The sequence below is a fragment of the Sphingomonas sp. OK281 genome (assembly GCF_900115295.1).
Lineage (GTDB): Bacteria > Pseudomonadota > Alphaproteobacteria > Sphingomonadales > Sphingomonadaceae > Sphingomonas.
On record NZ_FOVZ01000003.1, the window covers coordinates 242,519 to 266,860 of the forward strand.

The 24,342-nt window shown below is 67.0% G+C and carries 20 protein-coding genes; 6 read left to right on the top strand and 14 right to left on the bottom strand.

What is annotated here, in order from left to right:
• Nucleotides 1–207: 207 nt before the first annotated feature.
• The 3 genes from rmuC to recR all read right to left on the bottom strand — a co-directional run bounded on the left by rmuC (nucleotide 208) and on the right by recR (nucleotide 3,269).
• Nucleotides 208–1,659 (bottom strand): DNA recombination protein RmuC, encoded by a 1,452-nt coding sequence (gene rmuC / locus BM244_RS12670; RefSeq protein WP_093399294.1) that lies wholly within the window; start codon nucleotides 1,657–1,659, stop codon nucleotides 208–210.
• A 457-nt stretch (nucleotides 1,660–2,116) separates the two neighbouring features.
• The gene (def, locus tag BM244_RS12675; protein WP_093399295.1) at nucleotides 2,117–2,641 is read right to left on the bottom strand and encodes a peptide deformylase; all 525 of its coding nucleotides are present in this window, start codon (nucleotides 2,639–2,641) and stop codon (nucleotides 2,117–2,119) included.
• A 31-nt stretch (nucleotides 2,642–2,672) separates the two neighbouring features.
• A complete protein-coding gene (recR, locus tag BM244_RS12680) occupies nucleotides 2,673–3,269 on the bottom strand; it encodes a recombination mediator RecR (protein ID WP_056052820.1) in 597 nt (198 codons plus the stop codon).
• Between the two features lie 52 nt (nucleotides 3,270–3,321).
• Here recR and fmt point away from each other — a divergent pair, with 52 nt between their 5' ends.
• A complete protein-coding gene (gene fmt, locus BM244_RS12685) occupies nucleotides 3,322–4,248 on the top strand; it encodes a methionyl-tRNA formyltransferase (RefSeq protein WP_093399296.1) in 927 nt (308 codons plus the stop codon).
• Nucleotides 4,245–4,985, top strand: a complete 741-nt coding sequence (gene truA, locus BM244_RS12690; protein WP_093399297.1) for a tRNA pseudouridine(38-40) synthase TruA — start codon at nucleotides 4,245–4,247, stop codon at nucleotides 4,983–4,985. The genes fmt and truA overlap by 4 nt, the downstream gene beginning before the upstream one ends.
• A 69-nt stretch (nucleotides 4,986–5,054) precedes the next feature.
• On the opposite strand, the gene BM244_RS12695 is transcribed toward truA, so the two are convergent.
• The 11 genes from BM244_RS12695 to dapA all read right to left on the bottom strand — a co-directional run bounded on the left by BM244_RS12695 (nucleotide 5,055) and on the right by dapA (nucleotide 20,272).
• Nucleotides 5,055–6,263: a class I SAM-dependent RNA methyltransferase gene (locus tag BM244_RS12695; RefSeq protein WP_093399298.1), complete on the bottom strand. Its 1,209-nt coding sequence runs from the start codon at nucleotides 6,261–6,263 to the stop codon at nucleotides 5,055–5,057.
• Nucleotides 6,260–7,744 carry an NAD(P)H-hydrate dehydratase gene (locus tag BM244_RS12700; protein WP_093399299.1) on the bottom strand — a complete coding sequence of 495 codons (1,485 nt, stop codon included), beginning with the start codon at nucleotides 7,742–7,744 and terminating at the stop codon, nucleotides 6,260–6,262. Before BM244_RS12700 ends, BM244_RS12695 begins: the two co-directional genes overlap by 4 nt.
• Nucleotides 7,741–8,145, bottom strand: a complete 405-nt coding sequence (locus tag BM244_RS12705; protein WP_093399300.1) for a hypothetical protein — start codon at nucleotides 8,143–8,145, stop codon at nucleotides 7,741–7,743. Before BM244_RS12705 ends, BM244_RS12700 begins: the two co-directional genes overlap by 4 nt.
• Nucleotides 8,126–9,847, bottom strand: coding sequence for a dihydroxy-acid dehydratase (gene ilvD / locus BM244_RS12710; RefSeq protein WP_093399301.1), 1,722 nt, complete (start codon nucleotides 9,845–9,847; stop codon nucleotides 8,126–8,128). The genes BM244_RS12705 and ilvD overlap by 20 nt, the downstream gene beginning before the upstream one ends.
• Before the next feature lie 337 nt (nucleotides 9,848–10,184).
• Complete coding sequence (locus BM244_RS12715; RefSeq protein WP_093399563.1) at nucleotides 10,185–10,535, bottom strand: response regulator; 351 nt, start codon at nucleotides 10,533–10,535, stop codon at nucleotides 10,185–10,187.
• Nucleotides 10,536–10,594: 59 nt separating this feature from the next.
• Nucleotides 10,595–12,976, bottom strand: a complete 2,382-nt coding sequence (locus tag BM244_RS12720; protein WP_093399302.1) for a hybrid sensor histidine kinase/response regulator — start codon at nucleotides 12,974–12,976, stop codon at nucleotides 10,595–10,597.
• Nucleotides 12,977–13,559: 583 nt separating this feature from the next.
• Nucleotides 13,560–15,596, bottom strand: a complete 2,037-nt coding sequence (locus BM244_RS12725) for a M13 family metallopeptidase (protein WP_093399303.1) — start codon at nucleotides 15,594–15,596, stop codon at nucleotides 13,560–13,562.
• Between the two features lie 173 nt (nucleotides 15,597–15,769).
• Entirely contained in the window at nucleotides 15,770–17,848 is a 2,079-nt protein-coding gene (locus BM244_RS12730; RefSeq protein ID WP_093399304.1) for a M13 family metallopeptidase, read from the bottom strand.
• An 83-nt stretch (nucleotides 17,849–17,931) separates the two neighbouring features.
• Nucleotides 17,932–18,426 carry a DUF2062 domain-containing protein gene (locus tag BM244_RS12735; RefSeq protein WP_093399564.1) on the bottom strand — a complete coding sequence of 165 codons (495 nt, stop codon included), beginning with the start codon at nucleotides 18,424–18,426 and terminating at the stop codon, nucleotides 17,932–17,934.
• Between the two features lie 94 nt (nucleotides 18,427–18,520).
• Nucleotides 18,521–19,003 (bottom strand): SsrA-binding protein SmpB, encoded by a 483-nt coding sequence (gene smpB, locus BM244_RS12740; RefSeq protein WP_055879372.1) that lies wholly within the window; start codon nucleotides 19,001–19,003, stop codon nucleotides 18,521–18,523.
• A gap of 384 nt (nucleotides 19,004–19,387) precedes the next feature.
• A complete protein-coding gene (dapA, locus tag BM244_RS12745; RefSeq protein WP_093399565.1) occupies nucleotides 19,388–20,272 on the bottom strand; it encodes a 4-hydroxy-tetrahydrodipicolinate synthase in 885 nt (294 codons plus the stop codon).
• Nucleotides 20,273–20,362: 90 nt separating this feature from the next.
• On the opposite strand from dapA, the gene BM244_RS12750 reads away from it, so the two are divergent.
• The 4 genes from BM244_RS12750 (at nucleotide 20,363) to BM244_RS12765 (ending at nucleotide 24,330) form a co-directional block, all read left to right on the top strand.
• Complete coding sequence (locus BM244_RS12750) at nucleotides 20,363–22,372, top strand: lytic transglycosylase domain-containing protein (protein ID WP_093399305.1); 2,010 nt, start codon at nucleotides 20,363–20,365, stop codon at nucleotides 22,370–22,372.
• Between the two features lie 90 nt (nucleotides 22,373–22,462).
• Nucleotides 22,463–22,939 carry a transcription elongation factor GreB gene (gene greB, locus BM244_RS12755; RefSeq protein ID WP_093399306.1) on the top strand — a complete coding sequence of 159 codons (477 nt, stop codon included), beginning with the start codon at nucleotides 22,463–22,465 and terminating at the stop codon, nucleotides 22,937–22,939.
• A gap of 235 nt (nucleotides 22,940–23,174) precedes the next feature.
• The gene (locus tag BM244_RS12760; RefSeq protein WP_093399307.1) at nucleotides 23,175–23,555 is read left to right on the top strand and encodes a DoxX family protein; all 381 of its coding nucleotides are present in this window, start codon (nucleotides 23,175–23,177) and stop codon (nucleotides 23,553–23,555) included.
• Between the two features lie 10 nt (nucleotides 23,556–23,565).
• Entirely contained in the window at nucleotides 23,566–24,330 is a 765-nt protein-coding gene (locus BM244_RS12765) for an NYN domain-containing protein (RefSeq protein ID WP_093399566.1), read from the top strand.
• The last annotated feature ends 12 nt before the right edge of the window (nucleotides 24,331–24,342 follow it).

Below are 24,342 nucleotides of genomic sequence, written 5' to 3' on the forward strand. Positions count from 1 at the left end.
CCGGTTAATGCGCAGGGTCGGGAAAGGTTGCCGGGAGGTGAACGAATTTTGTACCGATCGGTTTCTTTTTTCGGGAGAACACCACTCCCTACCACCCCGGCGGAGGCCGGGGCCCAGTTGGGAAAGCTAGAGTAACGGATCGCAGCGCCCATTATTCGCGTCCCCCAATTGGACCCCGGCCTTCGCCGGGGTGGTGTGGAAGCAGGGTCAGCCTTCGACGTTTTCCGGCTTCTCGATCAGCGCGGGCCCCTCGCCTAGCGCTAGCGCGTCGACCGAGGACACGTCTTCAAGATCCCGCGCGCCGGTCTCGATGTTCAGGTCGCGAAACTTGCGACCGGTTACCATCAGGCGGCCGTTGAACGAGTTGGTAAAGCCGTTGAAGTTCTTCACCGCGCTGTTGAGACCGACGCCGACCTTGCGCAGGTCGTCCGCGACCTTGGCGAGGCGATCATGCATCTCCTTGCCGAGTTCGCCGATCTTGCGTGCTTCGTTGGCCAGTTTTTCCTGGCGCCAGACCGCCGCGACCGTGCGAGCGATGGCGATCAGGTTCGTCGGCGTGGCCAGCAGCACGCGCTTTTCGAAGGCGAAATCCCAGAGTGTCGGGTCGTGTTCGAGCGCGGCGGAGAGGAAATGTTCGCCAGGGACGAACATGATGACGTAGTCGGGTGTGTCAGCGAACTGGCTCCAATAGGCCTTGTTGCCGAGGCCGTTGACGTGCGCGCGCATCGAGGCCGCGTGGGCAGCGAGGCCGATCAGCCGTTCGGCGTCGTCGACCGCGCCGAATGCGTCCTGATACGCATTAAGCGAGACCTTTGCGTCGATCACCAGTGCGCGGCCGCCGGGGACGCGGATGATCGCGTCGGGGCGGAGGCGGGCGCCGTCGTCGCCTACCGCGACCGAGACTTCGGTCTGGAAGTCGGTATGTTCGCTGAGGCCGCAGGTTTCGAGAACGTTCTTCAACTGCTGCTCACCCCAGCGGCCGCGGGACTTGGGGGCGTTGCGTAAGGAATTGACGAGTTTGGCGGCTTCGTTGGAGACCTTTTCCTGGCCGAGGCGCATCTGTTCGATCTGGCCCTTGAGGTCGCCGAACGCGTCGCGGCGCTCGGCTTCGACCTTGGCGACGCCTTCCTCGTAGCGTTGCAGACGGTCGCTTACCGGTTGGAGCATCGATTTCAGGTTGAGGCCGGCGGATTCCTCGGACTGGCGGAAGCGGGCGTCGGCGCGTTCGAGGAAGGTCTTCTGCGCGTCGCTGAGCAGCTTGTTGGCGACATCGCCGAACTGCGCGGCCATGACGTCCTTCGCCTCGCGGAGTTCGAGCAGGCGCGCTTCGAACGCCTCGCCCTGCGCCTTGATCGTGGCGATTTCGGTGCGGGCGGCGTCGCGGTCGGTGCGGATCGTGGCGAGGTCGAGGCGCAGGCGGTCAGTGTCGGTGGCGCGCTCGGCGTTCTGCGCGCGGAGGGTAGCGAGGTCCTGCATCGCGGCGTTGCGTTCGCGCTCGACGGCGTCGCGCGCGGTGCGGATGAGGTCGGCGTCGGCGACCTTGGTCTGCGCGACGGCAAGTTCGCTGGCTAGGGTGGCGGCTCGGCGGGAGGCCAGGAGCCAGCCGAGGAGGATGCCGGCGGCTAGCGCCAGGACGGCGATGATGGCGAACTCAGCCATTTTACGCGGCCGAAACTGGAGTGAAGTATAGGAAGTGCAGACGCTGGCGCAGCATTTCCTCAAGGGGAGATGGGGGCGTTAGCGGGCGGGTTTGGGGAGCGAATGGGGACGTCATGTTTGGAACATACGTCGAACGGTTGATGTAGGACAATCGGAATATTGTTTTGCCGCAGAGGCGGGAGTCCAGGGTTACTGTCGGTGGTGTTTGTGGTCCTGGGCCCCCGCCTTCGCGGGGGAACTAGGAGGCGGGTGGCAACTCCGATAGTCGGCGCCCTCTAAAATAATACCACCCCGGCGGAGGCCGGGGTCCAATTGGAGAGGTTTCGATAACGGGGGACTGCGCTCAGTTGGCGACGTCCCCCAATTGGGCCCCGGCCTTCGCCGGGGTGGTAGCGTGTTGGGTGAACGGGTGCCCACCCTCAAGCGCTCGTGCTCGTGCTCGTGCTTGCCCCGCCCCTCAGCCCAGCTTGCGCTGCTTCGCCAGCTTCTTCAGCACCATGTCGCGCTTGAGGCGGCTGATGTGGTCGATGAACAGCACGCCGTCGAGATGGTCGATCTCGTGCTGCATGCAGGTCGACAGCAGACCGTCGAAATCCTCCTCATGCGCAGCACCGGTCTCGTCGAGCCACTTCACGCGGCACCGCGCCGGGCGCGCGACTTCGGCGTACTGCTCCGGGATCGAGAGGCAGCCCTCGTTGTAGGTAGAGACCTCGTCGCTGACCGACAGGATCTCGGCGTTGATGTACGCCTTGGGGTTCTTGATCGGCTTGTCCTCCTCGTCCTTCTCCTCCTGGAGATCGATGACGAGGACGCGCTGCTGGACGCCGACCTGGGTCGCGGCGAGGCCGATGCCGTTGAAGTCGTACATCGTCTCGATCATGTCGGCGACGAGCGTGCGGGTGGAGTCGTCGACCGTCTCCACCGGCTCGGCGACGAGGCGTAGGCGGGGATCGGGGACTTCGAGAACGGTCATGACGGTCATCCTGCGCAGCTAGGTTCCGCGCGGGGGTGCGTCAAGCCATTGGCCGCCTTGCCCTTAACGCCTGCGCCAGCGTGCCCTCGTCAAGATAGTCGAGTTCGCCGCCGACCGGCAGGCCGTGCGCAAGTTGGGTCACGCGGACGGGGAAGCGTTCGATGCGCTCGGCGATGTAGTGCGCGGTGGTCTGGCCTTCGAGCGTGGCGTTCATCGCGAGGACGACTTCGTCGATGCCGCCGGCTTCGATGCGGCGGACGAGGCTGTCGATGCTGAGGTCCTCGGGACGGATGCCTTCGAGTGCGGACAGCCGCCCACCGAGCACGTGGAAGCGGCCGGGGAACAGGCGGGACCTATCCAATGCCCAGAGGTCCGCGACTTCCTCGACCACGCATAGCGAGCGCTGGTCGCGGCGCGGATCAGCGCAGATCGCGCAGGGGTTGGTGGTGTCGACGTTGCCGCAGGTCGAGCAGTTCTCCAGCCGCTCGTCGACCGCGGTCAGCGCCTCGCGCAACGGGCCCAGCGCCGCGTCGCGCTTCTTGAGCAGATGCAGCACGGCGCGACGTGCGGACCGGGGGCCGAGGCCGGGGAGCCGGGCCAGCGCCTGCGTCAGCGCCTCGATCTCGGGGGATGCCATAGGGAACAGATAGGGGGTTGCGCGGCTCCCCGCCAGCGTGTTCGAGAGGGCCATGCGGATCATCTTCATGGGAACGCCGGACTTCGCAGTGCCGGTGCTGGAGGCCCTCGTCGCGGCGGGGCATGACGTGGTGGCGGCGTATTGCCAGCCTGCCCGGCCAGGGGGGCGGCGTGGGCGCGAACTGGTGTCGTCGCCGGTGCAGGTTCGGGCTGAGGCGCTCGGCATCGAGGTGCGGACGCCGGTGTCGTTCAAGGCGTCTTTGCCGGAGGGACTCGAGGCTCGCGAGGCATTTGCGGCTTTGGGCGCGGATGTGGCGGTCGTTGCGGCCTATGGTCTTATTCTGCCGCGCGCGGTGCTGGAGGCGCCTCGGTTCGGGTGCCTGAACGTGCACGGGTCGCTATTGCCGCGGTGGCGGGGGGCGGCGCCGGTGCAGCGCGCTATCCTCGCGGGCGATGCCGAGACGGGTGTCGGGATCATGCAGATGGAGGCGGGTCTGGATACCGGGCCGGTTCGGCTTGAGGGGCGGACGCCGATCGTCGGCAAGGCCGCGGGGGATCTGACGTCCGAACTCTCCGCGATGGGGGCCCGGCTGATGGTCGAGGTGCTGAGCGATCTCGACGCCTACCCCGCCCGGCCGCAGCCCGAGGAGGGCGTTACCTATGCCGCGAAGATTGACAAGGCGGAGGCGCGGATCGATTTCGAGCGATCGGCCGTCGAGGTCGAGCGACTGGTGCGGGCGATGAACCCGGCGCCGGGGGCTTGGTTCGAGGTTGCTGGCGAGCGGGTGAAGGTGCTGGCGGCGGACGTGTTGCCGTTCTCGTTTCTTGGGTGCGAGGGTCTGACGGTCAACGCGGAGCTGACGATCGGGTGCGGCAATGGGGCGATCCGGCCGACTTTGGTGCAGCGCGCCGGACGCGGGGTGACCTCGGCGACGGAATTGCTCCGTGGGTTTGCTATCCCGTCGGGGACGCAGCTTTGACGCGGTTCGCGTTGACGGTGGAGTTCGACGGGCGGCCGTTCATGGGCTGGCAGCGGCAGAAGCATGGGCCGAGCGTGCAGGCGGCGCTGGAAGCCGCGGTGCTGAAGATGACCGGCGAGACCGCGTCGGTGCAGGCGGCGGGGCGGACCGATGCGGGGGTGCACGGAATGGCGATGCGCGCGCATGTCGATATCGCAAAGCCGCTCGCGGCGTTTCGGTTGATGGAGGGGCTGAATGCGCTGGTGAAGCCCGCGCCGGTGTCGGTGTTGGCGTGCGAAGTGGTTGATGACGATTGGCATGCGCGGTTTTCGTGTGTCGGGCGGTCGTACGAGTACCGGATCGTCAACCGGCGTTCGCCGCTGACGTTCGAGGCGGGGCTGGCTTGGCAGGTACCGCAGTTGCTGGATGCGGACGCGATGGCGGAGGCTGCGGGGGCGCTCGTCGGGCGGCATGACTTCACGACGTTTCGGTCGGCGCATTGCCAGGCGGATAGTCCAGTGCGGACTTTGGACCGGCTCGAGGTGGTGCGGGAGGGGGAGCGGCTGTTCGTCTATGCGGCGGCGCGGTCGTTCCTGCACCATCAGGTGCGGTCGATGGTCGGGTGTCTGGCGCTGGTGGGTATGGGACGTTGGGCGGTTGGCGATGTTGCGGCTGCGCTCGCGGCGAAGGATCGGGCGATGCTGGGGCTGAATGCGCCGCCTGACGGGTTGTTCTTCGTTAGCGCGGTGTACCCCTAAAGCTGTTCCCCCGCGAAGGCGGGGGTCCAGACTGGGCCCCCGCCTTCGCGGGGGAACAAGCTTCCTCGACTAACGGACGAACTTGGCCGCCAGCTCGACATGCGTCGACCAGCGAAACTGGCCGACCGGCTGGATCCAGTCGATCCGCCACCCGGCGTCGCACAACTCCTTCGCATCGCGCGCGAAGCTCGCTGGATTGCACGAGACATAGGCGATCACCGGCGTCTTGCACTCGGCCAGCGCAGTCGCCTGTTCGCGCGCGCCGGAGCGGGGCGGATCGATCACTACCGCGTCGAAGCGGTCGAGTTCGGCTACCGTCAGCGGGCGGCGATAGAGATCGCGGTGCTCCGGGTAGACGGGCCGCTGAGTGCGGTGCGCGGCGGCCTTTAGCGAGCCGAGCGCATCGCGGGCGCCCTCTGCCGCGTAGACCTTGGCTGGGATTGCCAGTGTGAATGTGCCGAGACCGGCGAACAGATCGGCGACCGTCGCGGGCTTGCCGATCGCCTCTAGAACGGCGGCGGTGAGTGCGGCTTCGCCATCGGGCGTGGCCTGGAGGAACGAGGCGGGCGGAAGCGGCACGGGGACGCCGCCGAGCGTGATCGTGACCGCGTCGGGCTCCCAGCGCGTTTCGGGGCCGAGACCGTCGTCGAAGGCTACGCGGGCGATATTGTGATCTTCGCAGAATTTGGTGAGCGCTTCGGCGGCCGGGAGTCCTTCGGGCGCGAACCCGGTGATCAGGATATCCGCGCCCTGGTCGGCAAGCGTCAGGTGGATGTCCGCGCGACGGCGGAAATTGAGGCGCTTGAGCAGTTGGCGAAGCGGCTGGACGAGCGCGAACAGGCGTGGATCGAGGATCCAGCATTCCTTGATATCGACGATCGTGTGCGCCTTCTCGGCGGTGAAGCCGAGCGTGATCTTGCCGCCCTTGGCCTCGGCGTGGAGCGTCGCGCGGCGGCGGCTCCGGACAGGCGAGATGTGGGGGGTGCGGATCGGGGCGGACAGGTCCTGGCCGTCGAGCGCGGAGGCGATGCGGTCGGTGACGAACTCGGCATAGGCCTGGTCGTCGAGATGCTGGAGCTGGCAGCCGCCGCAGGTCGGGAAATGCACGCAGGGGGGAGTCTGGTGGTGCGGGCCGGGGATCACGGTGCCGTCGGCGGCGAGCGTGTCGCCGGGCGCCGAGAAGGCGGCGTGGCGGCCGTCGGCGGTCATGCCGTCGCCACGCGCCGCGACGCGGATGATGGTATCGATATTCGTTTCAGAGGTCGAGTCAGTGGTCATGGGGCCGCTCTGGCCGACCGGAGCGCTTCCGCCAAGTCGTCGGCGATGAAAGCCGCGCCCAATCGGCGGGCAGCGTCACCGTGTAGCCACACTCCGGCGCAGGCCGCGTCGAGCGGATCGAGCTTGGCGGCGAGCATCGCGCCGATCGCGCCGGCTAGCACGTCGCCGGTGCCGGCGGTGGAGAGCCAGTCGCTGGCGCCCTGCCCAATGCGGACGCGGCCGTCGGGGGCGGCGATGACGGTGTCGGCGCCCTTGAAGACGACGATGGCGTTGGTGCGGGTGGCGGCTTGGCGGGCTCGGGTGATCTTGTCGGTGTCGGATTTGCCGAAGAGCGCGTCGAACTCGCCGGCGTGCGGGGTGAGGATGACGGGGACCTCGAGCGCTTTGATTCGGTTCGGATCGAGCAGGCGGAGGGCGTCGCCGTCGATGATCAGCGGGTGGTCCGAGGTCAGCGCGGCTCCGAGGCGGGCCTTGGCGGTATCGTCGCGACCCAGGCCGGGACCGATCACGAGTGCGCCGATGCGATCGTTGGCAAGCACGTGATCGGAGAATGGCGTGCGAACGAGCGCGTGCGGTGGGCCTTGGCTGTCGCCGAGCAGGGTCACGTAACCGGCGCCTGCGCGCATCGCAGCGAGGGCTGCAAGGTCGGCGGCGCCGGACATGGTGCCGGCGATGATCGCGACCATGCCTCGGGTATATTTGTGCGAGTCAGGGCCGGGGGCTGGAAGGCTTGGGGCCTTGTGGACTTCGGCTTGGCTGGTGGCAGGGACGCCGATGTCGAGGAGGCGGATCTGGCCGCAATAGCGCGCGGCGGGTTGGAGAAGGTGCGCAGGTTTTACGGCGCCGAGCGCGAGGGTGAGGTCGAATACGGGCGGCGTGCTGAGGGCCTCGCCAGAGTCGGTGGCGAGGCCACTGGGCAGGTCGACCGCGATGCTGAGCTGCGCGGCGTTCGCGAGGGAATGGAGACACTCGACCACAGACCGTTCCCCCGCGGACGCGGGGCCCCAGGATAGGCCGCTAGGTGAGCCCTCGGGATTTAGCTGGGCCCCCGCGTCCGCGGGGGAACGGTTGGGGGTCGGTGTTGTACTGGCGTCGAGCGGGCGCGTGAGGCCCGTGCCGAGCAGCGCGTCAACGAGGATTGGAGCGGGTTTCGCCTCCGGCAGCGTTTCGACCGGGCCTGGCCACCCTGTCCTTGCCGACTTCGCCGCATCCGTCTTAGGTTCCGACAACGCCGCTACGCGAACTGGCACACCCATTTCCGCCAGTACGCGAGCCGCGACGTAGCCGTCTCCCCCGTTGTTGCCAGGGCCGCAGAGGATCAGGACTTCGTTTGCACCCGCGAGCCGGCGGACTACCTCAGCGATCGCGGTGCCGGCGCGGTCCATCAGTGTTTCGACCGAAACGCCGGTGGCGATCACCGCATCCTCCGCCGCGCGCATTTCGGCGGCGGTCAGGATGGGTTGGCCTTCGATCCCGATCATGACGGCTTCGTCGTACCCTTGACGGTAGCCGGGAGGCGGTAGCGGTTACCGCCCAGCGCGACCTCGATGCCGTCCGCGCCCGTGATCGTGACCTTGGCGACCTCGGCGCCGTCCGCGGCGATCACGCCGCGGCCGTCCTGCGTTACCAGCAACCGGCGGAAGGCTCCGTCGGGATGGCGGATCGTCAGGACCAAGCCATCCTTGCCCTGTGCCTGCTCGATCGTACAGATCGACGCGAACGCGGCTTCACCCTGCGCGCACGCGATACGGCTATCCCCCGCGGTTTCGGCCTTATGCTTGGCCTCGACCTCCGCGCTGGACGACCCTCGCCCACAGGCTGCGAGCGGGAGCGAGAGAAGCGCGGCAACCGCCAGTATTTGCTTAGATATCCGCGTAGACATGGGTTTCGGCTGCCGCTCCAGGGTGCGTGACGGCACCCTTGTACGCGGGCCCGACGGTCTTCGCATAGCGCCAGAGTGCGCCCGAGCCGTAATCGTTGGTCCGGGGCACCCAGGCGGCACGGCGCTCCGCCATCACGTCCTCTGGAACGTCGAGGTCGATCGTGCCCGCCTCGGCGTCGATGTGGATGATGTCGCCATTCTCGATTAGCGCGATCGGGCCGCCGTCCGCGGCTTCGGGGCCGACATGGCCGATGCAGAAGCCACGCGTGCCGCCCGAGAAGCGGCCGTCGGTGATCAGCGCGACGCTCTCGCCCATGCCGAGGCCGTAGAGCGCGGCAGTGGTCGACAGCATCTCGCGCATGCCGGGGCCGCCCTTGGGGCCTTCGTAGCGTATAACGATGACTTCGCCTTCGTTGATCTCGCGGTTTTCGACCGCGGCGAAGGTGTCCTCCTCGCAGTCGAACACGCGCGCCGGACCCGAGAACTGGAGGCGGTGCATGCCGGCGACCTTCACGATCGCGCCATCGGGGGCGAGGCTGCCGCGCAGGCCGACGACGCCGCCCGTGGGCGTCAACGGGGTCTTGATGTCGTAGATGACCTTCTGGTCGGGGTTCCACGTCACTTGGTCGATGTTCTCGCCGAGCGACTTGCCCGTCACCGTCAGGCAATCGCCGTTGAGGAAACCACCGGCGAGCATCGTCTTCATCAGCATGTAGACGCCGCCGGCCTCGTACATGTCCTTGGCGACGTACTTCCCACCAGGTTTGAGGTCCGCGATGTACGGCGTTGTCTTGAATATCTCGGCGACGTCGAACAGGTCGAATTCGATACCGGCTTCGGACGCCATTGCAGGGAGATGCAACGCGGCGTTGGTCGAGCCACCGGTCGCCGCGACGACGCGCGCGGCGTTGATGAACGCCTCGCGCGTGCAGATGTCGCGCGGGCGGATGTTGTCGGCCAGGCACTCCATGACCTGCGCACCGGCGGCGACAGCGATCTGTTCGCGCGTCGTGTAAGGAGCCGGCACCATGTTGCTGTTCGGGATCGACAAACCGATCGCTTCCGCGACGCAGGCCATCGTGTTGGCGGTGTACTGGCCGCCGCACGCGCCGTGGCCGGGGCATGCGACCTTTTCGATCGCATGGACTTCGGAGAGCGGGCACGCGCCGGCCGCGTATTTGCCGACGATCTCGAACACGTCGACGACGGTGACGTCGCGGTCCTGATAGCGGCCAGGCAGGATCGAGCCGCCATAGACGAACACGCTCGGGATATTGAGGCGGAGCATCGCCATCATCATGCCGGGAAGCGACTTGTCACAACCGGCAAACCCGACCAGCGCGTCGTAGCAATGGCCGCGGACCGAGAGCTCGACCGAGTCGGCAATGACTTCGCGGCTCACCAGCGAGGCCTTCATGCCCTGATGGCCCATCGCGATGCCGTCGGTGACGGTGATCGTGTTGAAGCGGCGCGGCATGCCGCCGCCCTGGATGACGCCGGCCTGCGCGGCATCGGCCTGCGCGTCGAGCGTGGTGTTGCAAGGCGCGGAGTTGTTGCCGGCGGACGCGAGCGCGACGAACGGGCGCGCGATCTGCTCCTCGTCGAGGCCCATCGCGTAGTAATAGCTGCGGTGCGGGGCGCGTTCTGGGCCGACGGAGACATGGCGGCTCGGCAGGCGCGATTTATCGAATGTGCGGGTCATGGCGAACGCCTATGTCGCGGGAGGGGGTATTTGCGCAAGAGAGTTGCGTTGATTTTTGCGTGTTGGGGACCGCTTCCGTCTGCGTCATCCCCGCGGAGGCGGGGATCCAGAACTGCGACGGCTAGCGATCTTGTCAGTGAGGACTGCCAGTATGGGTCCCCGCCTTCGCGGGAATGACGGGAGGTGAGTGGGATTTCTCCCCTCCCTGGAAGGGAGGGGTTGGGGGTGGGTTGGCCTGTTGGCTGGCGTTGACCTGCCCAAGCGGCCTACCCACCCCCGGCCCCTCCCTTTCAGGGAGGGGGGCAGAAGTGGAGCGTTTGGCGCTCTATCGATGAGGTCAGAGGCCTTCGAGGGCTTTCGCGACGCCGTCCATCGTGAAGGGCTTTTGCAACCGCGGGCGGTCGCGAAATTCTGGCGCTACGCCGTCATCGCCGCCGCCGGTGGCGAAGACGAACGGAACGCCCTTTGCTGCCAGCGCTTCGGCGACTGCGGTGCTCTTCTCGCCGCCACGCAGGTTCACGTCGAGGATCGCGCCATCGACGCCGCCCTCTTCGATCCGCTTGAGCGCGTCTGCGACGGTGTCGACGGAGCCCGCCACACCCTTGTCCAGCACTTCGAGAAAATCCTCGAGCATCATGGCGATCAACGGTTCGTCTTCGACGATCAGAATCTGCTGGGGAGCGGTCATGTCATGCGCATAGGCGGGATTGTTACGACTTGCCAACATCTTGTTCGAACCATCTTGGTTTAGCCTCGGGGTGTCGCAAGCACGTCTCGTGCCGCTTCGGCGAGCTCCTGGACCGAAAAAGGTTTCGGCAGGAACGCCACGTTGTCGAGGTCGATCGACTTGCGCAGCTGTTCCTCGGCATAGCCCGACATGAACAGGATCGGGAGATCGGGAAATTTCTCGCGCGCATGCCGCACCATCGTCGGGCCATCCATCTGCGGCATGACGACGTCGCTGATGAGCAGGTCGGGCCGGCCGTGTTTCTCCAGCACTTCCAGCGCGATCTCGCCGTTCTCGGCCGTGAGCACCGTGTATCCTTGCCGCGTGAGCGCGCGCTCGGCGACGGCGCGGACCATGTCCTCGTCCTCGACCAGCAGGATCGTGCCCGTCCCCCACAGGTCGACCGGCTTCGGCGTAGGCTTGATGACCACGGGACGAGTCGCGGCGGGGGCCGAATGGACGGGCAGGTACATCGAGAAGGTGGCGCCCTGCCCCGGCTTGCTGTCGGCGAAGATGTAGCCGCCGGACTGCTTGACGATACCATAGACCGTCGAGAGGCCGAGCCCGGTGCCCTTGCCGAATTCCTTGGTCGTGAAGAACGGCTCGAAGATCTTGGGCAGCACGTCGGGCGGAATGCCGGTACCGGTGTCCTGCACGATCAGCGCGGTATAGTCGGCGACGGGCAGGATGTCGGATGCCATCTCGCGCACTTCGGACGCAGGAACGGCGCGCGTCGTGATCGTCAGCACGCCGCCACCGCGCGCGTTCGCCGAGACGATCGCGTCGCGCGCGTTGACCGCGAGATTGACGACGACTTGCTCGAGCTGGCCGGGATCGGCGCGGACGGGCCCCAGATTGCGGCCGTGCGTCATGTCGAGGCGGACGTTCTCGCCCATCAACCGCTTGAGCAGGTTGGACACCTCCGAAACGACGTCGGGGAGCTGGAGGATCTGCGGGCGGAGCGTCTGCTGGCGCGAGAAGGCGAGCAGCTGGCGCGTCAGGCTGGCGGCGCGGTTCGAGTTGGTGCGGACCTGCTGGATGTCGTCGTAATCGCTGTCGCCGGGCGAATGGCGCATCAGCATCAGGTCGCAGTGGCCGATGATCGCGGTCAGGATGTTGTTGAAATCATGCGCGACGCCGCCCGCGAGCTGGCCGACTGCCTGCATCTTGGTGGCCTGCGCCACCTCGCGCTTGAGGCGGCTCTCCTCGCTATTGTCCTTGAGGCTGAGCAGCACGGCAGCGTCGCCGAGCCCGCGCGCGCCGGCGATGGTGAGCGCGACCGGCTCGTCGGGGTGATCCTTGAGACGGACAGCCATGTCGGCGGAATGCGTCGCGCCGTTCGCGAACTTGCGGATCGCGTCGGCGACCGCGGCCTTGTCCTCGCGGACGACGAGGTCGCCAGGATAGAGCGGCGGGGCGACCGCGTTGACGCCCGCGGCGCGCAGGAACGAGTCGTTCATCTGGAGGAAGCGGCCGTCGCGATCGACCAGCGCCATGCCGAACGGCATCATGCTGACGAGGCTGCGGACGTGGGCGGAGGCACTGGCGCCGAGCGCGGGGGCGTTCTCCTCCTCGTCGAGCAAGGCGACCAGCACGGGTGCGTCGTCGCCGTCGAGGAACGGGATCTGGAGGACGCGGAGCGGCGTGCCTTCAAGGCCTTCGCGCTCGAACCGGACGAGGCCGCGGCTGTCGGTGATGAGGAAGCGGGCGAAGTCGCGGCCTTCGATCGAGTCGTACTCGTCGCCGCATGCCCTCGCGCGGAGGACACGGTTGGCGGTGCGGACGCGGCCGTCTGGCGAGAGCAACGCGGCCATGATGCCGCTGCCGCCGAGCCGGTCGCCGGTCGGGCCCGTCAGCAGCGCGGCGAGCGTCTCGGCGAGGTCGTGTTCCTGCGCGGTGACGAAGCGCCAGACGAGCATGTCGGCGTCGTCGCCGGCGCGGGCGATCTGTGCGGACAGGCACACGCCGCGGGCGTTGAGGCGCTCGACCTGCGCGGTGCCGTCGCGCCAGGCGGAGCGGCCGGCGTCGGCAAGCGCTGCGTTGCCGGCTTCGTCGAGCGGCAGGCCGGGGGGCGGCGGGAAGCCTTCGAACAGCGCTTCGTAGGCGTCGTTGGCGCAGACGAGGCGCCCGGCTCGGTCGGTGATCGCGAGGGCGTCGGTGCCGGCTTCGGCGACGGTGCGGGTGAGGTCCCAGTCGACCGGGCGCGGCGCGTCCCTGGCGACGGGGTTGAGCAGGCGCCACGCGATCAGCGCGCCGATGACGATGACGGCCGCGGCGAAGAAACCGGCGGCTGCGATCCAGCTGCCGACGAGGAGCAGCACGATCGCGGCGGCGGCGACGCCCGAGGCTATGGCGACGAGTGCTGCGTTGCGGGCGGGGGTGGGTAAAGCGAGCGATGCCATTGTGGGGGGTCATCCGCTGTAGCGGGGTTGGGCGTCAAGCGGGATGGTGGATTTGGAGGGACTGAGCTTGTCTCGCAGGCGGGAGACGGGAGGTGGGGGGGCGGGCACTTCCCCTCGTGCCTCCGCTTGCGGACTAGCTCTCATACCACCCCGGCGAAGGCCGGGGTCCAATTGGGGAACGTTGCTAACGAAAGACCGCGCTTCGTTACTGCGACCTTCCCAATTGGACCCCGGCCTTCGCCGGGGTGGTAGAGAAGGACACTTCAACCTTCTGCTCCCCCGCGGAGGCGGGGGTCCAGGGTTACGGAGGATAGCGCTTGTGGCTCCTGGGCCCCCGCCTCCGCGGGGGAACTAGGGGTCACCGCTAAACCGCGTCGGCGGTCTTTCTGCTCCCCTCCCTGGAAGGGAGGGGTTGGGGGTGGGTCGGCCTGTTGGTGGACGGTGCCCTCCCCAAGCGGCCTACCACCCCCTGCCCCTCCCTTTCAGGGAGGGGGGACCGTTGAGTGTTGGGCGGGCTTGCGTGCTTTGCCTTGCACCGGGCGTCGTCGCTTCTGCTCCCCCGCTATCGCAAGGGGAGTCGGCCCTACCATATCCGAACGCGCTGTTCCGGCGTGAGGTACAGCTTCTGCCCGGCGGTCGGCTTGTACGCCGCATACCAGGGGTCGAGGTTCCGCACGACCCACGCGCGCTGCTGCGACGGCGAGTGAGGATCGGTCAGCAACCGGTTGCGAAGGTTAGCCTCGCGGTAGTTGCGCCGCCACACCTGCGCCCAGCCGAGGTAGAAGCGCTGGTCGCCGGTGAAGCCGTCGAGGACGGGCGCGGTCTTGCCTCCCAATGCCGTGTGATACGCGTCGTACGCCACCGTGAGCCCTGCGAGATCGGCGATGTTCTCGCCCATCGTGAGCTGGCCCTTCACGTGCATGCCGGGCAGCGGTTCGTACGCGTCGTACTGCGCGCCGAGCTTGCCGGTGAGCGCCTTGAAGCCGGCAATGTCCTTGGGCGTCCACCAGTCGGTGAGCTGGCCCTTGGCATCGTACTTCGAACCCTGGTCGTCGAAATGATGGCTCAGCTCGTGGCCGATCACGGCGCCGATGCCGCCGTAATTGACCGCGTCGTCGGCCTTCGGATCGAAGAACGGCGGTTGCAGGATCGCGGCGGGGAAGACGATCTCGACCATGCCGAAATTGGCGTAGGCGTTCACCGTCATCGGCGTCATGCCCCATTCCCAGCGCTGCAACGGCTTGCCGAGCTTGGCAATATTGTCCTGGTGCTGCCATTCGTTCGCGCGCCATTCATTGCCGAACGCATCGCCCGACGTGATCGTCAGGCCGGAGAAATCCTTCCACTGGCTCGGATAGCCGATTTTCGGCGTGAAGGCGGCGAGCTTGGCGTGCGCCTTCACCTTGGTCTCGGGCGCCATCCATTCGAGCTTGTCGATCCGGCGGCCCATCGCGGCGAGCACGTTCTTGACGAGCTTGTCGGCCGCGGCCTTCGTCTCGGGCGGGAAATACTGCGCGACGTAGAGCTTGCTGACCTCGTCATCGAGCGCGCCCGAGGTGAACTGGACGCCACGCTTCCAGCGGGCCTCCTGCTCGGGCGTGCCGCCGAGGACGGTGCCGTAGAACGCGAACTGCTCGGCGTCGAACGCCTTGGGGAGGACGTCGGCATAGCCGTCGAGCGAGCGCAGGATCAGCTGGTCCTTGAGCACGCCGATCGGCGCGGTCGAGACGAGCTTGGCGATGCCGGTGATCGCCGAGGGCTGCGCGACGATGACGGTCGGGACGGGCGTGCCGATGCCCTTGAAATACGCGGCGAAATCGAAGCCCGGTGCGCGCTTGGCGAGATCGGCGACGGTCATCTTGTTGTAGGTCTTGGTGGCGTCGCGGCTGTCGACGCGGGTCCAGCTGACCTTGGCGATCTCGGTCTCGAACGCGAGCAGCGCGGTGGCGCGCACCTCGGCATTGGGTTCGCCGGCGAGGGTCAGCATCTTGACGATGTGCGCGCGGTAGGCGTTGCGCGCCTCGACCAGTTTCGCGTCGGTGCTGAGGTAGTAATCGCGGTCGGGGAGGCCGAGGCCGGACTGGCCTAGCGAGAGCGCGTATTGCTCAGGGAGCTTGTCGTCCTGGCCGACGCCGCCGCCGAACGGACCGCCGATCCCGGCGCGGTCGGCTTCGGCGAGGAGGGCGGGATAGCCGGCGCGGTCGTTCAGCGCGGCGATCTTCTTCAGCCACGGCCGCATCGGCGCGAGCCCCTTGGCCTCGATCGTGCCGGTGTCGAGGAACGTCGAATAGGCGCGGCCGATCTTCGAGTTCGGATCCTTCGCGGCGGTGTCGAGGATACCGCGGGTGCGCGTCTCGGACAGGTCGGACAGGAGGTTGAACGAGCCGTAGTTCGACTTATCCGCGGGGATCGGGGTGGTCTTGGCCCAGTTGCCGTTGGCGAAGGTGTAGAAATCGTCGCCGGGCTGGACGGTCTTGTCCATGCCCTTCTCGTCGAAGCCGAACGTCCCGTATTGCGCGCCGGTCGGGGCGGATGCGGGTTCGGAGGTTTGCGAGATGGCGGCGGTGACGCCGGTGATGGCGGTTGCGGCGAGTAGGCCGGCGACGATGAAGGACTTCATGGGGTTCTCCTAGAATTTCGTTGGCACACCCCCTCCAATACCACCTCCCCGGCGGAGGCCGGGGTCCAGTTGGAGAGGTCTTAGTAACGGGGACAGTCCGCCGTTACGTCTGTCCCCCTACTGGGCCCCGGCCTTCGCCGGGGTTGTGCAAGATCGGGGTATGCGGCGTGTAATTACCAGATGCGGACGCGGTTGGCGGGGGCGAGGTAGCTGGCCTCACCCGGCTTGGCGCCGAACGCGGCGTACCAGGGATCGAGGTTGCGGACCGTGAGGACGCGCTGGTGGCCCGGCGAATGCGGGTCCGACAGCAACGTCTGCTGGAGCGCCGCGTCGCGGAACTTGGTGCGCCAGACGCCCGCCCAACCGTAGTAGAAGCGCTGGTCGCCGGTCGTGCCGTCGATGATCGGCGCCTGCTTGCCGCCGAGCGACTTGTGGTACGCGTCGTACGCGACCGTGAGGCCCGCCAAGTCGGCGATGTTCTCGCCGAGCGTCAGGCCGCCCTGGATATGCTGGCCGGGAAGCGGTTCGTACGCGTCGTACTGCTTCACGAGCGCATCGGTGAACACCTTGAAGCGCGCGACGTCCTGCGGCGTCCACCAGTCGGTGAGCTTGCCGTTGAGGTCGTACTTCCGGCCCTGGTCGTCAAAGTGATGGCTGATCTCGTGGCCGATCACCGCGCCGATGCCGCCGTAGTTGACCGCCGGGTCCGCCTTCGGATCGAAGAACGGCGGCTGGAGGATCGCGGCCGGGAAGACGACCTCGTTCATCGTCGGGTTGGCGTAGGCGTTGATCGTCATCGGCGTCATGAACCATTCGCCGCGATCGATCGGCTGGCCGAGTTTCTTGAGGTCGCGATCATATTCGAACGCGTTGGCGCGCGCGACGTTACCGACGAGATCGCCGCGCTGGATCTGGAGCGCGGAATAATCGCGCCACTTGTCCGGATAACCGATCTTCGGGGTGAAGGCGGCAAGCTTGGCAAGCGCCTTGGTCTTGGTCTCGGGCGCCATCCATTCGAGGTTCCGGAGCCGCTCGCCCATCGCGGCGATGACGTTCTTGACAAGGTCGTCGGCTGCCGCCTTCGATGCGGGCGGGAAATACTTCGCCACGTACTGCTGGCCGATCGCCTCGCCCATCGCGCCCGACACGGTCGAGACGCCGCGCTTCCAGCGGACCTGCTGCTCGGGCGTGCCCGACAGCGTGGTGCCGTAGAACGCGAAGTTGGTCTTGTCGAAATCGCTCGACAGATACGGCGCGTAGGAACGCAGCACCTTGAGCATCGCATAGTCCTGGAGGACGTTGACCGGCGTATCGGCGAACACCTTCGCCTCGCCCGTTACCGCGCTCGGCTGCGCGACGAGATAGAACGGACGGCCGGTGACGCCCATCGCGGTCATGTACTGCGCCCAGGGGAAGCCCGGTGCCTTTGCGGCGAAGTCGGCGGCGGTCCATTTGTTGTAGGTCTTGTCGGCGTCGCGGCTCTCGATCCGCGTCCAGTGCGCGGTCGCGAGGCCCTTCTCCATGGTGAAGACGGCGGCAGCGCGGGCGGCGGCATTGGGCTCGCCAGCAAGCGTCAGCATCCGCGCGAGATACGCCTGGTACGCGGTGCGGACGGTCGCGAGCTTCGCGTCGTCCTTCAGGTAATAGTCGCGGTCGGGGAGGCCGAGGCCGCTCTGCCCGAACTGGACGACATAGGTGGTCGGGTCCTTGTCGTCCTGCGATACGCCGACCCCGACGAGGCCACCGACGCCCTGGCGCTGGAGTTTGGCGATCTCAGTGACGAGCGCGGTCTTGTCCTTGGTCGCCTTTAGCGCGGCGAGCATCGACTTGACGGGGGTCACGCCCTTCGCGTTGACCGCGGCCTCGTCCATGAAGCTGGAGTAGAAGTCGCCGACCTTGTCGCCGGGCTTGGTCGCTGCGGCATCGAGGATCGTACGGGTACGCGCGAGCGACAGGTCCTGGAGGACGTGGAACATGCCGTAGGACGAGCGATCGGCGGGGATCGGCGTGGTCTTCACCCAGCCGCCGTTTGCGTAGTCGAAGAAGTCGGTGCCCGGCGTCACGCTGGTATCACGGCCCGCCATGTCGAAGCCGAAATCGCCGATCTGCGGCTTGTTGGCGTCCTTGGCTGCGATGGGGCCCTTCGCGGCCTTCGCCAGTACAGGCGATGGGCGGTTGGTGCTGGGTTTCGTCTGGGCGAAAGCCGACGCCGCGGACGCGAGCAGGATCACGGTAACAATCGACTTACGCATCAAGAACCTCGGAGAAAGATCGTCTGGATGCCGTGTGTTCTACGCCGATAAGACGGTCCGTCAATTCCAACCGGTGTCAAATGTTACGAAACATTGCTGGCGCGATTGTCGTGGCGGTGCCGCCACTTGCGCGCGATCCACAACCGCCAGCCGAGCGCGCTGAGCGCATAGCCGCCGACCGAACACACGACCGTGATGACCAACAGGCCGAGCGCGGTGGCTGGGCCAGCCTGCATCAGCCAGGGGATCCATTCGGTGCGCGCCGCGGCGTCGGCGACGGGCTGGCCGGGGACGTGCGCGTCGAGGCGGAGCAGCGACGAGCCGATCCAATAGGCGGCGATCCAGAGCGGCGGCGTGGTCAAAGGGTTGGTGATGAAGGTGGTCAGCGCCGCGGTCGGCACGTTGGCGCGGAACGGAAGCGCGAAGATCGCTGCGACCGGCGTCTGTGCGACCGGGATCAGGATGCCCGCGACCATCCCCAGCGCGACGCCGCGCGGGACCGAGCGGCGGGTGAAGCGCCAGAGTTCGGGCGCGAGGACGCGGTGCGCGACCGGGCGAAGGAGACGGTTCTTCTCCATCGATTCGCGAGTCGGCAGATTGCGATGCGACCACGCCGCGAGACGCCCGAATATGCTCAAGACGATAGGGTCATCGACACCGGCGCCACGTCGGTTATCCGCGATCCCGCATGATCCGGCCCTGCTCGCGCTTCCAGTCCTGTTCCTTCACCGAATCGCGCTTGTCGTGGTTCTGCTTGCCCTTGGCGAGCGCCAGTTCGATCTTCGCGCGGCCCTTGGAATTGAAGTAGATCATCAGCGGCACGAGCGTCATGCCCTGACGCGCGACCGCCCCGAACATCTTGTTGATCTCGCGCTCGTGGAGCAGCAATTTGCGCGGGCGCTTGGGTTCGTGGTTGAAGCGGTTGCCGTGGCTGAATTCGGGGATGTTCGAATTGACCAGGACGACGTTCTTGCCCTTCACCTCGGCATAGGCCTCGGCGATCGATCCCTCGCCGCCGCGCAGCGCCTTCACCTCGGTGCCGGTAAGCGCGATGCCCGCCTCGAACACCTGCTCGATGTAATAGTCGTACCGCGCGCGCCGGTTCTCGGCGACGATCTTGGTCTTCTCGAAGGTCGGGGGTTTGGGACGTGCCATGGGACGCGCGATGTAGGAGGTCGGAGGGCTTAGGGGAAGCGGTGGGGTGCTATTGGCTGAAACAAACGCCGTTCTTCTTCGAACGCAGGAGGCCAGGGTTACACGCGGCGGTCTTCGTGATCCTGGGCTCCTGCTTTCGCAGGAGAACACGCAGGGGGTTTAGGCCAGGCCGGCGTGCGCCAAGGCTGCGTCGACGGCAGCGCGTGATGCTTGGAGGAGGCGATGGTGACTTCTCATTAGTCCAGCCCTCCCCTTCTTCGCCCCTCCCTGGAAGGGAGGGGTTGGGGGTGGGTCGGATTCCGCATGTCCTGGGGTCGGTGGCTCAAGCTGGCCTACCCACCCCCTGCCCCTCCCTTTCAGGGAGGGGGGACCGTCGTGGCTGGGTCAGATGAGGCGTGCGTGTTCGAGCGCTGCGTCGACCGCTGCGCGCGAGGCCTCCCCAGCGGGGGTCATCGGCAGGCGGAGCGTCTTCGGGAACCCCGACCGCACCTTCGTCATCGCGTACTTGACCGGGCCGGGCGACGCGTCTGTGAACAGCGCTTCGTGCAATGGATAGAGCTTATCCTGGTACGCCAGCGCCTTGACGAAATCGCCGGCCTGGCACGCCGCCTGGAACTCCGCGCAGAGTTTCGGCGCGACGTTGGCGCTTACCGAGATGCACCCGGTGCCGCCCATGACGTTGAACGCCAGCGCCAGGTCGTCGTTACCCGACAGCTGGCAGAAATCCGGCCCGCACGACGCGCGATGCTGCGAAACGCGGGCGAGGACGCCGCTGGCATCCTTCACGCCGACGAACACGTCCGGGAACGCCGCGACGATCCGCGCCAAGGTCGCCGGCTGGATGTCCGTCACCGTCCGCGCGGGCACGTTGTAGAGGATGATCGGCAGCGGGGTCGACACCGCCAGCGCCTCGAAATGGCGGAAGATGCCCTCCTGCCCCGGCCGGTTGTAATAGGGCGGCACCATCAACGCGGCATCTGCACCAGCCTCTTTCGCTGCGCGCAGATTGGCCGATGCGACACGCGTGTCGTTCGAGCCTGCACCGGCGATGACAGGGACGCGGCCCTTCGCCTGGTCGACGCAGACGCGGACGACGTGGAAATGTTCATCGTACGACAGGGTCGCCGCCTCGCCGGTCGTACCGCACGCGACCAGCCCCGACGAGCCCTCGACGATCTGCCATTCGATGAAGTCGCGATAGGCGGGTTCGTCGAAGCTGCCGTCGGCGGCGAACGGCGTGACGAGCGCCGGAATAGATCCTGAAAACATGCGGTGGCCTGCAGTCCTGTTGCGCCGGATGTCTTGCAAAATCCGGATTTCGTTCAGGACAGATACGGGTTCGATGCGTATGCTGTCCACATGGTAGCATCGATGTTTAAAACGAGCCTTCTCCTTGCAGTCGTGGCGGGGACGGCTGTTTCGTCCGGCGTGTTGGGCCAGGGCGGCGAGCAGACGCTGGATCGCTACAGCACGCAGTTGGCCAATATGGGCCCCAATGCGCAGCCGATGGCAACCGACGGCCCGATCGCCTCGACCATCGCGCAATGGCGGGCGTTGCAGCAGACCGACGCGCTGCCGTTCGACAGCTATGCGGGCTTCCTGATGGTGCATCCGGGCTGGCCCAACGAGACGGCCAATCGGCGTGCGGCGGAGCGCAAGGCTTCTATGGGCTCGCCGACCAGCGTCGTCGCGTTTTTCCGTCGTTACCCGCCGCAGTCCGCGTCGGGCGGCGTTGCCTATGCGCGGGCTTTGCAGGCGACGGGCGCGCGGGATCAGGCGTATGCGGCGGTGCGGACGGCGTGGCGAAGCAGCGGCCTGACACCGACCGACGAGGCGATGGTCGTGTCGGGCTTTCCGGGTGCGCTGACGCCGGACGATCAGGATGCGCGGATGGATGCGCTGTTGTGGGCTGGCCAGACCGGCGCGGCGCAGCGGCAACTGGTCTGGACGAGCGCGGCGCGGCGGCCGATCTTCGAGGCGCGGCTGGCGTTCCGGACGAATGCGCCGAACGCGTCGGATATCTCGGCCTCGACGCAGACGCTGTATGCGAACGACGCAGGGTATGTCGCAGACCGGGCGCAGTGGTTGCGCAATTCCGGGGCGAGCCCTTCGGCGCGCGCGTGGCTGGCGCGGCCTCGTTCGCTGGTGACGCGGCCGGGCAATGCCGCCGAGTGGTACGAGGTGCTCGTCACCAACGCGAACGGCGCGGCGAACGACGGGCAATACCAGGTCGCCTACGACATCGCGCGGCAGATCGACGACGCGTATCCGTTTGGCGCAGACATCGCGGCGAAATCCTATGCCGAGCGCGACGAATATACCAACCTCGCCTGGCTCGGGGGACGTGTGGCCATGAAGCAGCTTGGGCGGCCTGCGGACGCGATGACGTTGTTCGACCGGTATGCGCGGGGCTCGCGTTCGCCGCAGGTCCGATCGAAGGGGTATTATTGGGCGGGTCGTGCGGCGGAAGCGGCCGGGTTGGCGCCCCAGGCGGCTGCGTTCTATGGCCAGGCGGCGGGGTACCGCGATCAATATTACGGTCAGCTGGCGAACGAGCGTACCGGTCGGGCGCTGGTCGCGCCGCCGTCGGTCGCTTCGGTGGCGATCGATCCGGCAACGCGCGCGGCGTTCGATCGGCGCGAGGTGGTGCGTGCGGTGAAGTTCCTCGGGCAGATCGGCGACTGGCAGGACCAGACCGCGTTCGTCCGCCAGATCGCGGCGGATGCGACGACCGACACCGATCACCTGCTCGCCGCCGAGCTTTCGAAGAGCATCAACCGGCCGGACCTGGGCGTGATGGTCGGGCGGAGTGCGCTGGCTAACGGGCTCAGCGATTATTCCGCGGTCGGCTTCCCGATGGTCGCGGTGCCGGCGGGGTATGAGGACAACTGGACGATCATCCACGCGATCTCGCGTCAGGAGAGCCAGTTCGATCGCGCCGCGGTGAGCCACGCCGGCGCGCGCGGGCTGATGCAGCTGATGCCGGCGACCGCGCGCGAGCAGTCGGGTAAGATCGGGCTGGCCTACAACCAGGCGGCGCTGACGACCGATCCGAACATGTCGATCATGCTGGGCTCGAGCTATTTCCAGCGGGTGTATGCGAATTACGGCAGTTATCCGCTGGCGGTGGCGGCGTATAATGCGGGCGGCGGCAACGTGAACAAGTGGCTTCGCGCGAACGGGGATCCGCGGACCGGGGCCGTGGACATGGTCGATTGGGTCGAGGCGATCCCGTACCAGGAGACGCGCAACTATGTGCAGCGGGTGCTCGAGAACGCCGTGGTGTACGACCTGATGAACCCCGCTCGGGCGAAGAGCCGGGGGGCGGCGCGGTTGTCGTGGTATCTCGGCAAGAACCGGCCCGGTTGAGGTCTCGCTACCTCATAAGATTGTTCTCCCGCGAAAGAGGGAGGCCAGACTGGGCTCCCGCCTTCGCGGGAGAACATGGTAGGCGAGCGCATGGATCGCCCGAACTACATCACCCCCGCCGGCTACACGATTCTTCGCGAGGAATATGAGCACCTGCTCGCTGGCGAACGGCCGAAGCTGGTCGAAGTCATCTCGTGGGCGGCAGGCAACGGCGACCGGTCCGAGAATGGCGACTATATCTACGGCCGCAAGCGCCTGCGCGAGATCGACCGCCGGCTCGGCTGGCTGTCGAAGCGGATGAAAGCGGCCAAGGTCGTCGACCCGGCGGCGCAGGAAGATCGCTCGCGCGTGTGGTTCGGCGCGTGCGTAACGGTCGCGGACGAGGATGACGTCGAGCGGGTCCTGACCTTGGTAGGCGACGACGAGACCGATGCGAGCAACGGCCGGATCGGCTGGAACTCGCCATTCGCGCGCGCCCTGCGTGGCGCCGCGATCGGCGATGTGCGCCGGGTGGACCTCCCCGCCGGCGAGCGCGAATACGAGGTGATGGCGATCGCCTATCCCTGACCTCGCGATCCTACCCCGCTAGGGGGAGGTGGCTGGCGCTTGCCAGACGGAGGGGGAGGTGAGTGAAACATGTGTTCCGTGTCCTCCCCCTCCGTCACCTGCGGTGCCACCTCCCCCTGGCGGGGGAGGATCGTGAGAGCGCGTCCCGTCAACGAACCGTTTCGATCTACGCGAATTGACCTGGCCCCGCCCCCGTGTGACGTTTCGCCCACGCAACGACACTCGAGGATACCCCATGCCGATACCCGTCACCTGGTCCGCCCGCCTGCTCAGCGTCATGCGCATCGTCGTCGCGCTGGTGTTCTTCAGCCACGGCATCTCGAAGTTCTTCGGCCTGCCCCCCTTCCCGATGCCGATGAACCCGTTGCTGACGGTCGCTGGCGTACTCGAGGTCGTCGGCGGCGGTCTGCTGATCGTCGGCCTGTTCACACGGCCGGTCGCGTTCGTGCTGTCGGGCATGTCGGCGGTCGCTTATTTCATGGCGCACATGCCGAAGGGCCCCTTCCCGATCGCCAATGGCGGCGAGGCGGCGGTGCTCTATTGCTTCGTGTTCCTGTACCTTGCCGCAGCCGGTGGCGGCGCGTGGAGCGTGGACGCGGCGCGCGCGCGGGGCTAACCTTGCGCGCATGATCGATACCACAACGCGCAACGTCGCCCTCCTGATCGACGCGGACAATGCGTCCGCGGCGACCCTCGACCCGGTGCTGACCGTCCTTGCCGAGCTCGGCACGGTCAACGTCCGGCGGGTCTATGGCAACTGGTCCAAGCCCGCGCTGAAGGCGTGGAGCGACATGTCGATCAAGCACGGCATCGAGCCGCAGCAGCAGTTCGACCTGACCAAGGGCAAGAACGCGACCGACATGAAGATGACGATCGACGCGATGGACCTGCTGTTCCGCGGGCGCATCGACGGATTCGGCATCATGTCGTCGGACAGCGACTTCATGCCGCTCGCGACGCGCATCCGCCAGGACGGCATCCCGGTATATGGCTTCGGGACGAGCCGCACACCGGAGGGGTTTCGGCAGGCGTGCACGCGGTTCATCGACGTGGGCGCGCTGAACGAAACGTCGCAGGCGATGCCGGCTCCGACGCCAGCCCCCGTAGCCGGTGAAAAGGCCGCGCCCCCCGCGCCGGTCGCGCGGCCGAAGACCGCGCAGCCGATCGACGAGCAGGTGATCAAGCTGCTGATCGACGCGTACAATGCGGTGAAGCGCGACGAGAAGGGTTACGCGAGCGTTGCCGAGCTTGGCCAGCTTGCAGGGAACCGCTCGAGCTTCGATGCGCGCAACTATGGTTTCAATCGGCTGTCGGACCTGATCGAGACGATCCCGAACTTCCAGCACGAGCGCCGCGAAGGTGGACGCTCGTTCGTGAAACGGCTACGCTAAATCTTCCCCCCT